Genomic DNA, 8,642 nt, shown 5'->3' on the forward strand with positions numbered 1-8,642 from the left:
GATTATCCGCCAAAGGTCCTTCTCAGAACGGTACAGGAGTCGGTGAGACAAGGGCTCCGCCCGCAGTCGAACCGGTGGGGGGGACGGAACCGGCGAGATCGCCAGATAGGAGAGTCAGCCCGCGGTCGAACCGAAGGGGACCCCAGTCTCCAAGGATCGTTAGAGGCCCCTGTTTCACTCCCGTATGATCCACCCGGCAGCGCCGGAGCTGGACTCTTCTGAAACGCTTGAGGGTTATCCAGAAACGGAAAAAGAGTATTTCACGGAGGGGCAGGAAGGACTACGAAGGGGCACTTAGGGGATGGAGCACGCTCGGGAGGGATCCGCCAAGGCTCGGAAAGTATTCAGAGAGCCTCCAATTCCGCTTCAACCCTCTCCATCAGGGGTTTCAGCGTGGCGGGTCCGAAGTCGAAGGCGGCTCCCGCTCGGCGGAAGAGCTCCGGTAGCGGGCGGCTTCCACCCAACTGCAGCGCCGCCCAGTAGTCGTCGACGGCTCTTTTGAGGTCCCTCTTGGAATTCAGCCACACCTGCAAGGCTCCCAGTTGTGCGATGGCGTATTCGATGTAGTAGAAGGGCAGCTCGAAAATATGAAGTTGGCGGTGCCAGCCACAGCGGAGGGCTTCCTCGAATCCCGACCAGTCTTCGATGCCCCCGAAGCGCTGGTTCAACGCCACCCATTGATCTCGCCGTTGAGCCGGGCTGTGTCCGGGATGGGTGTAAATCCAGTGCTGGAACGCGTCCACCTGGGCGATCCAGGCAAGAATCTCCACGATGCCCTCCAGGTGGTTTCTGCGTGAGCGTTTCAGGTCTTCCTCCCGGTTGTAGAACACTTCCAGATGCTCTCCGCCCAGCAGTTCCATGCTCATGGAGGCCACTTCGCAGAATTCAATCGGCCCGTGGCGATAGTCGCCCAAGGCTTCTTCCTGGGTAGCAAACACGTGAAAGGCGTGCCCTGCCTCGTGCAGCAGCGTCCGGACGTCGCCATCCACCCCCACCGCGTTCATGAAGATGAAGGGCAGGCGGGCTTCCTCCAGGGTGGACTGATAGCCTCCGGGGGCCTTGCCCTTGCGGCTGTCCAGGTTGAGCAGTCCGTGGCTGCGCATGGCCTCCAGGAATCGGGCGAAACGGGCGTCCACGCGGCCGGTGATTTCCACGCAGCCATCCACCAACTCCCCGGTTTGGGCAAAGGGCCGTAGCGGCGGCCGACCCTGGGGATCGACACTCAAGTCCCAGGGACGCAGCGACGCCAAGCCCATCTCTTCGGCTCTCAACCGCTGCAGCTTGCGAACCAGCGGAACGACCACCGATTCGACTCCCTGATGAAACCGATAGCAGTCCTCGGGGCCGTAGTCGAATCGCTCCAGGCGGCGGAACATGTAGTCCCGATAGGAGTCGAAACCCGCGTTGGCGGCGATCGACGAACGGGTTCCCAGCAGCTCTTCGAACAGCTCCTCCAGACGGTCCCGCTCACTCAGACGGCGTTCGACAACCGCCTTCCAGGCCGCTTCCCGCCGGCTCCTCTCCGGATACTCCAGATAGCGCTTCATCTGCTGCAGGGTCTGGTCTCTACCCTCGAAGGACACCGTCAGCGATCCAATCAGCTTCTGATAGCGCTGGGTTCCCTTGGACTCCCGGGTCTCCAGGGCGATATTGGCCTCGCGGAACAGGTCCACGTCATTCTGCAGGTGACGGTCCAGGACGGAATAACGGCGGGATGGAAGCTGTTTCCTCGCCGGGGAGCCCAGGAAACAGCGCTTGAGGCGATCGTCGGCAGCCTTGAGATTTTCCGCAATCTCCTCCAGAAAGTGAATGTAGGCCTTTTCGATCTCCGGATTCTCGGTGTCGCAGGTCATCCGGATGTAGCGGAGCGAGCCCTCTTCCCCCACTGCGTCGCTGAGCTCACTCCAGTCCAGCAGCCACTGTTCCAGCTGTTCTACGGAATCCAACTCGCGCTCTTCGAGAACCTGGAAGAAGGGCCCCAGCCGGTTCCATCGCTCAAATTCGAGGGATTCCGGGAGGTAGCGGCGCCGGAAACGGTGCGGCAGTTGATCCAGGAGTTCCATGCTGGGCCCGTATTGATGGAGACTGTCGTGGCGGTCCGTCTGAAACCGCCCAAGGTTAACCCCAAAAACCGGTCAAGTACAGAGCGATCGTTCCTCGATTGGGACAGATGACTGAGCATCACTCCTCCCTTGAGGGCGAATCACAGAAGCCGAGCCGATAGACAAGGGCTGATGCGGAGAGTGGAAGCGGAATGGCACCGGGGCTCGGTATTTTTTAATAATTAACATCGATGCACAGGATGAACAGGACGAGAGCTTCCTGCACAAGGAGCAGGCTCGGGCGATGATCCGGTGCGGACTTGCAAATGCCCAGGATTACACGCTAGCCGTTTCCTGAAGAAATCCTGTGCGTCCTGTGTATCCTGTGCATCGATGTTAATCATTCATTCAGATGTGCCCGGTTTGTATCGAAGCCGAGCCGGGAACCGCAATTCGTGGTATCGTCACTGAACCGGACGCCCTTCCGCAGGTTTCAGGAAAGTCGGGGGACAGGATGCGCATTGCCATGGGTTCCGACCACGCCGGGTTCGGTCTCAAGGAACAGATCAAGCAGTTCGTCCAGGATCAGGGCCACGAGGTGCAGGACTGCGGCACCCACGATGCGGCTGCGGTGGACTACCCCGACTACGCCGAGAAGGTCGGGCTGGTCCTGAAAGGGGCGCGGGCTGACCGCGGTATCGTCATCTGCGGCAGCGGCGTTGGCGCCTCGGTGGCCGCCAACAAGCTCCCCGGCATTCGCGCCGGCGTCTGCCACGATACCTATTCCGCCCACCAGGGAGTCGAGCATGACGATATGAATGTCCTGGTCCTGGGGGCTCGCATCGTGGGCATCGAGCTGGCTCGAGAAGTGGTCCTGTCTTTCCTGGGCGCCAGGTTCACGGGAGAGGAGCGCCACCTGCGGCGCCTGGGAAAAGTGGCGGCGCTGGAAACCCGCTACCGCTGAAGAACTTCCCCCGTGCCTGCCGAGACGGCGTCACCCCTGGAATGCGTGCCCCTTCGTTGAATTCTCAAACCCATTTCCTGAACCCGAAGCTGTCCCATGCCGTGTCGGCGGCACTTGAGAACTGGGACAGGGGAAACAATACCGCTCGCCTGTGGTCCGGAGACCCCTCGCTCTGGACAGGGGCCGATGAGAATCGCTGGCTGGGCTGGCTGTCCCTGACGGAGGGCCCCGACCGCAGTCCGCGCCTGGAGCAGCTCGTCGGGGAGATTCGCCGGGAGGGATTGTCCCACCTGTTGCTGCTGGGAATGGGAGGCTCCAGCCTCTTTCCCGAAGTCCTGGCAGCAACTTTCGGCAAGCAGCAGGGATACCCGGAACTTCACGTCCTCGACTCCACCGACCCCGCGCAAATCCTGCGTTTCGAATCCCGAATCGACCTGTCACGAACCCTCTTCATCGTTTCCAGCAAGTCCGGCAGCACCCTGGAACCCAACATTCTGAAACAGTACTTCTTGGAGCGGGTGAAACAGGTCCCGGGTGAATCCGAAGCGGGAAGGCGCTTTATTGCCATCACCGACCCCGATTCCAGGCTGCAGAAAGCTGCCGAAAGGGAGGGCTTCCGATCCATCTTTTTTGGAGAGCCGGCCGTCGGGGGCCGCTACTCGGCGCTGTCGAACTTCGGCAGAGTGCCGGCAGCCTTGATGGGACTGGATGCAGCCGGGTTCATCTTTCGAGCCCGCTCCATGGCTCAAGCCTGCAAGCCTCAGGTTCCCGCACACCGGAATCCCGGGGTGGTCCTGGGAGCCATTCTGGGCACCCTGGCCAAGTCAGGCAGGGACAAGTTCACTCTGATCACCGCGCCGGAAATCTCGACATTGGGCGCCTGGCTGGAGCAGTTGCTGGCCGAGTCGACCGGTAAGGATGGAAAGGGCCTCATTCCCGTCGACGGCGAGTCGGTGGGGCCTCCCGCCGTCTACGGAGAGGACCGGTTCTTCCTTCACATTCGGTTGGACTCCGGCCGGGACCCAAAACAGGAGCAGGCCGTCAGGGATCTGAAGCAGAGCGGGCATCCCGTCGTTCAGATCTCCATGGCCGACCGCTACGACCTCGGCCGGGAAGTCTTTCGATGGGAGATGGCGACGGCAGTGGCCGGATCGCTCCTGGAGATCGATCCCTTCAATCAGCCCGATGTCGAGGCCAGCAAGATTGCAACCAGGGACTTGACCCAGCGCTACGAACGGGAGGGCTCATTCCCTCGGGAAACCGCCTTCTTCAGCCAGGGCGGGATTTCCCTGCTTGCCGACGAGGAGAACTGCAGCTCGCTGTCCCGGGCCGTGGGGGCCGATCCCACCCTGGCATCCATTTTACAGGCCCACCTGGGGCAACTCACCCGCGGAGACTATTTCGCGATCCTGGCCTATCTCGAGATGAGTCCCCAGAACCAGAGTCTTCTTCAGAGTTTGAGGCACCAGGTTCGGGACCGGTTCGGTGTCGCCACCTGTCTGGGTTTCGGCCCGCGCTTTCTGCACTCGACCGGCCAGGCCTACAAGGGCGGCCCCGACAGCGGAGTCTTTCTGCAGGTCACCGGAGAGGACACGCAGGATTTGCCGGTGCCCGGCCGGAAATACACCTTCGGAGCCGTAAAGGACGCCCAGGCCAGGGGGGATTTTCAGGTGCTCTCCCAACGGAGGCGCAGAGCCTTGAGGGTCCACTTGAGCGCCCCGGTGGAGGAAGGCTTGAGACGGCTCAACCGGACCCTGGACATGGGGTTGGCGTCCACCTGACCTGAAACACCCCTGTCTCGCTCCTAATGAGACCCCCGTCCCATACCACGGGGCGGCTCATGAACGGCGAAACAGGCACATTCCAGGTGAGTGGATAGTTGTGTGATCGACAAGTTGTGCGTACCTGAAACGACTCCGGGTTCGGGTAAAGAATGATTTGATTCACATCGATGCACAGGACGCACAGGATTTTTTGTGGAGACGGCTGGCTTGTATTCTCGGAAACCCGCAATTCGTACGTGATCATCGCCGGAATCAGCCGCTCGTGCAGCAGCGTCCCGTCCTGACGATATTGTGACATCCGGGTTATTCGTTTTGATTCGTGTTCACTCGTGGTTCGTCCTCATTACCCAGACGATCCCAAGCGACAACGATCGGCTGTCTGTTCTCTGAATGTTCCGCCCGCCCGTGCGGGGACGGGTGCGACCGAAACGCCCGAATCCCTCACCGGACGGGGCATCGCGGCGACTCACAGGTCCTATCAAAGAGGTTGGCCTGCCGGGATGGGTTGATTTCCCCGGTACTGGAGTGCAAGCTATTCATTGAGGTTTGTTTCCATGTACGAGAAGCCGCTGCGATTGGCCGTCGTCTTTCGGGGAACAGCATTGCTGATGTTTCTTGTGCTTTTCGGAGGAGTCGGTCGAGTCGGCGGGCAGACCTACTCCCGGGTGCCCGCCAAAAGCTCGGAATTATGCACGGTTTGCGGGGCGGAACTGACTTCCGACGATGTGGCCTTGATCGTGCGAGGGCGCCGGACTCCCCTCCGCCAGGCCCACGTCGAGACGTTCCTGAAAAATCTGGAACGGGGCTTCTACAGCCAACAGCCCAGGGGCGCCCTGTTTCAGGAGGATATGTCGGCACCGCCGGGCACGGCCCAGGGAGGAATCAGTCGGGGTTGGTTTGTGTTCGGACTGCTGGTTCTGTCCTCCCTGATATGCGGAGGTCTGAGCGGCTACCGCGCCCTGTCTATGGGCCTGCCCCCGCTGGCGCCCTTCTTTATCGGCTTCTTTCTGAATCTGCCGGGTCTTCTCTACGTCATCTCCCGTCCGGCCGGACAGGGTCACGGCCAGGTGCCCAGTGGACTGGTCAAGGTTCCGGAAACCGTAGCCCCTGTGCCCTGTCCCGCTTGCGGGGAGGTCAACCACCCCACCGCCCGGCGGTGCCTGCGGTGCGGGAAGGAACTGACCCCCTCGCAACAGTCCGAGGTGACGCGAGCCTGAGCAGACCGAAGAACGAGTCTGGAGGTGATTCACTCCGATGGCACTGATCCCTTTCGCCAACAGAATCAAGCAGAGACTGGTCTCGGTGCTCCACTCGGGAAGCGGGCCCAATGAACGCCCTCTCCTGGGCAAGCACAACCAGAGCAACATTTCGGGCTTCTTCGTTATCGGCGATCTGGCCGGCGCCCCCGTCATCAAGTCTGCCATGGCCCAGGGCTACGAGGTGGTGGAGCACATCGCCTCCCTGCCGGGTGCGGTCGGGGGCGACGACCCCGAACTGCTGGACCTGCTGATCGTAGGCGCGGGCGCTGCCGGGCTCAACGCGGCCCTGCAGGCAGACGAGCGCGGCATGCGTTACCTCCTGCTGGAAAAGGAACAGATCGCCAATACCATCGAGAACTTCCCCGAGGGCAAATGGGTCTACGCGGAACCGGACAGCCACCCCCCCAAAGGCAAGCTTTGGCTTGACGGGGCCACCAAGGAAGACCTGGTGCACCGCTGGAACCAGATCATTACCGACAACCAAGTGAACCTCCACACCCGTGAACCGGTGACCGGCTGCCGGAAGAAGGCCGGCGTCTTCGAGGTGTCTACCCCCAAGGCAAACTATCGGGCCAAGCGGGTGGTGCTGGCCACCGGGCAACGGGGAAATCCACGCAAGCTCAAGGTCCCCGGGGAAGATCGCGAGCCCGTCTACCACCGGCTCTATTCGCCCAGGAAATACAAGAACGAGAACCTTCTGGTGGTGGGGGGCGGCAACAGCGCCGTGGAGGCGGCGCTCACGCTGAGCCGGGAGAACCGGGTTCTTCTTTCCTATCGCGGTGATACCTTCAGCCGCATCTTCAAGGACAATGAACGGCAGCTCGCACAGGCGGTTCAGGAAGACCGGGTGGAGCTCCTGCTCAACTCCAACGTGACTGAATTCGGGGAGGAGGAAGCCAGTCTTACTATTGAGGAGAACGGTTCACGGCGAGAACGCAAGATCCCCTATGACCATGCCTTCGTCCTGATCGGGGCCGACGTGCCGCGGCGCTTCCTGAAGTCCCTGGGATTGAGAATGGAAAACGAATGGGAGGGGAGCCTGCTTCGGGCGGCGGGCTTGACGCTGTTGGGTCTGGCCGGCGCCTGGATATTCGGCGCCCACCAGGGCGGGCAGGCTCGCCTGGCGGGTCTCGATCTTTCGCTGATCCCGTCCTGGGGTGGAATCCTGGCCTGGGCCCTGAGCCTGGGCCTGCTGATCAAGCATGGAGTTCAGCGAGATCGCTTCGCCTGGCTGGGACTCTCCTTTTTTGTCTGGTACACGATTTATGGCGCCAAGCTGGGCACCGGCGAGGAGTTCTGGCCCTACAGGGATTGGGGGTATCGCTTCCTCTCCCTGGCCGATCGACCCTGGGCCTTCTGGTACACCGTCCTCTACACCCTGCTGATGACTGTCTTTGGGCTCGAGGCCGTGAAGCGCTGGGGACTGGACCGCAAGGACAAGTTTCAGATCTGGCGTTATATCTCTCTGCTGAGTTTCCAGTGGATCTTCTTCTTCCTCGTCCCCGAGTTCCTGTTTCAATCGGCGGTGAAACACCAATGGATCGGAACGCAGTTGGCTTCCGATCCGACCTTTGCCGATCAGGCCTGGCGCAGCTACGGCATCGTCTACGCCTGGCCCCTGTTCTTCTACACCTTCTTCTACGATCCCCACCAGATCTGGGTGGTCTGGGGAGTTCTCCTGACCTTTGTGCTGATTCCGATCCTCGTGCTCTTCCAGGGCAAGCGCTACTGCTCCTGGATCTGCGGGTGCGGGGGGCTGGCCGAGACCTTTGGCGATCGCTGGCGCCACCTGGCGCCCAAGGGCAAGGCCTCCATTCGCTGGGAGTGGATGAATACGGCCGTGCTGATCGCGGCCGTGGCCGTGACCGTGCTCGTCCTGATCAAGGACGCCTACGGCGTGCTGGCGGCTGAGGCCGATCTGAGCATTCACCTCTACCGGCTCTACGCCGACGTCTGGCTGGTGGGCATCCTGCCCGTGACCCTCTATCCCTTCCTGGGCGGCAAGGTCTGGTGCCGCTACTGGTGCCCGCTGGCCAAGCTGATGCAGATCCAGTCCAAATTCTTTACCCGGCTGCGCTGGAGCCGGTTCAGGATCAAGTCCAACGACAAGTGCATCGGCTGCAACGAATGCTCGCGCAACTGTCAGGTCGGCATCGACGTGATGTCATTCGCTTTGAAGCAGGAGACCATCGACAACCACGAGACCTCTTGCATCGGCTGCGGCATCTGCGTGACGGCCTGTCCCATGGACGTGCTCTCGTTCGGCCCGCTGGTTCAGATCAGCCTGCCGGAAAACGGCGGCCTGCCCCGCCATCCCCCACCGGTCACCGGGTCCCGGCCGGACACAATGGCCGGCGTCCCCGGAGCCCACGGCTCCCATTAGCAGGCACTAGCCCGCATTTCTCACCAGGTCGCAGGTACCATGACGAAAGGGAGTTTATCTTTCAGTACCTTGATTGGCTCCATGGTAAGGGCTTGCAGGTAACAGGCGGCGCTGGGCATGCCCTAGCGTGTCCTTTTCCCTTCAGCGCGCACAGGCTCCCTCGACCGTAGTGACCGCTACGCTCTTCGGTCGCGAGCACGCGCTGAAGGG

Annotated in this window: 5 protein-coding genes; 4 read left to right on the forward strand and 1 reads right to left on the reverse strand. The window is 61.5% G+C overall.

The annotated features are described in order from the left end of the window. Positions 1–344 precede the first annotated feature (344 nt). Positions 345–2,063 carry a M3 family oligoendopeptidase gene (locus OXI69_02840; protein MDE2665069.1) on the reverse strand — a complete coding sequence of 573 codons (1,719 nt, stop codon included), beginning with the start codon at positions 2,061–2,063 and terminating at the stop codon, positions 345–347. A gap of 493 nt (positions 2,064–2,556) precedes the next feature. Between OXI69_02840 and rpiB the strand changes: the two genes are divergently transcribed. The 4 genes from rpiB (at position 2,557) to OXI69_02860 (ending at position 8,432) form a co-directional block, all read left to right on the forward strand. After that, positions 2,557–3,006, forward strand: coding sequence for a ribose 5-phosphate isomerase B (gene rpiB, locus OXI69_02845; protein ID MDE2665070.1), 450 nt, complete (start codon positions 2,557–2,559; stop codon positions 3,004–3,006). Positions 3,007–3,062: 56 nt separating this feature from the next. After that, positions 3,063–4,787 carry a bifunctional transaldolase/phosoglucose isomerase gene (locus OXI69_02850; GenBank protein MDE2665071.1) on the forward strand — a complete coding sequence of 575 codons (1,725 nt, stop codon included), beginning with the start codon at positions 3,063–3,065 and terminating at the stop codon, positions 4,785–4,787. 557 nt (positions 4,788–5,344) lie between these two features. Continuing rightward, positions 5,345–6,007, forward strand: a complete 663-nt coding sequence (locus tag OXI69_02855; protein ID MDE2665072.1) for a zinc ribbon domain-containing protein — start codon at positions 5,345–5,347, stop codon at positions 6,005–6,007. A 37-nt stretch (positions 6,008–6,044) separates the two neighbouring features. Next, positions 6,045–8,432: an NAD(P)-binding domain-containing protein gene (locus tag OXI69_02860; protein MDE2665073.1), complete on the forward strand. Its 2,388-nt coding sequence runs from the start codon at positions 6,045–6,047 to the stop codon at positions 8,430–8,432. The last annotated feature ends 210 nt before the right edge of the window (positions 8,433–8,642 follow it).

Source organism: Acidobacteriota bacterium, assembly GCA_028875575.1.
Classification (GTDB): Bacteria; Acidobacteriota; Terriglobia; order Versatilivoradales; family Versatilivoraceae; genus Versatilivorator.

What these genes read in the sequence shown, in the direction of transcription:
- OXI69_02840 (MDE2665069.1), bottom strand. Translation starts at nt 2,063, where the DNA reads ATGGAACTCCTGGATCAACTGCCGCACCGTTTCCGGCGCCGCTACCTC.
- rpiB (MDE2665070.1), top strand. Translation starts at nt 2,557, where the DNA reads ATGCGCATTGCCATGGGTTCCGACCACGCCGGGTTCGGTCTCAAGGAA.
- OXI69_02855 (MDE2665072.1), top strand. Translation starts at nt 5,345, where the DNA reads ATGTACGAGAAGCCGCTGCGATTGGCCGTCGTCTTTCGGGGAACAGCA.
- OXI69_02860 (MDE2665073.1), top strand. Translation starts at nt 6,045, where the DNA reads ATGGCACTGATCCCTTTCGCCAACAGAATCAAGCAGAGACTGGTCTCG.